Source organism: Bradyrhizobium diversitatis, from assembly GCF_016031635.1.
Taxonomy (GTDB): Bacteria; Pseudomonadota; Alphaproteobacteria; order Rhizobiales; family Xanthobacteraceae; genus Bradyrhizobium; species Bradyrhizobium diversitatis.
Genome location: NZ_JACEGD010000110.1, coordinates 1 through 692, shown reverse-complemented (window position 1 = coordinate 692; position 692 = coordinate 1). Strand labels below are relative to the sequence as shown.

Below are 692 nucleotides of genomic sequence, written 5' to 3'. Positions count from 1 at the left end.
GGCGCGAGCAAGGGTGGCACCCCGGCCAAGGAAGGCGCGAAGACGCCAGCCAAGGATGCCGCCGCCAAGGAACCGGCGAAGGACAAGCCGAAACCCGCGGCAGCGGTCTCCTCGCCGAAGTCACACCCGGCGAGCAACGGATCGCCGCCCAAGACCGCAAAGCCTGCAAAGACCGCACCCGTGGCGGCCACCGACAGGCCCACTGCCCCGGCCTCCGCCAGGCCGCTCGCAGCTCCCGTGCTGGCCCCCGCGACCCGCCAGCATGCGGCGCCACGCAAGCCGGTCATCCCGGCCGCGGCATCGGTGGCATCGCCGGCCTTGCGCTTACGTACGAGCTCGATGACGCTCTCGAGCGTGTCCTTGTCGGCTTGCGACGTCGATGATGTCGCCGCAACCGCGGCCGGCATTTCGGATCCGGTCGCGCGAAAGCTCGCCGAATGGATCATCCTGCGCAGCGAGGACAACGGCGCGACCGTGGAACGCTATCGCGCCTTCATCTCCGCCAATCCGACCTGGCCGTCGCAGACCTTCCTGCGCCGGCGCCTCGAGGCCGCGATGTGGGACGACAGGCGCGACGATTCGGTCGCGTGGTCGTGGTTCGAGAACGAATCTCCGATCTCCGCTAAGGGCCGCTTCACGCTCGCCAAGGCGATGCTGGCGCGCGGCGACCGCGCCAATGCCGAGCGGCTGGT

1 pseudogene is annotated in these 692 nt (G+C 69.9%); it reads left to right on the top strand.

The features are described 5' to 3' along the window. Positions 1 to 692, top strand: a pseudogene (locus H1B27_RS39665) (lytic transglycosylase domain-containing protein); the annotation flags it as partial.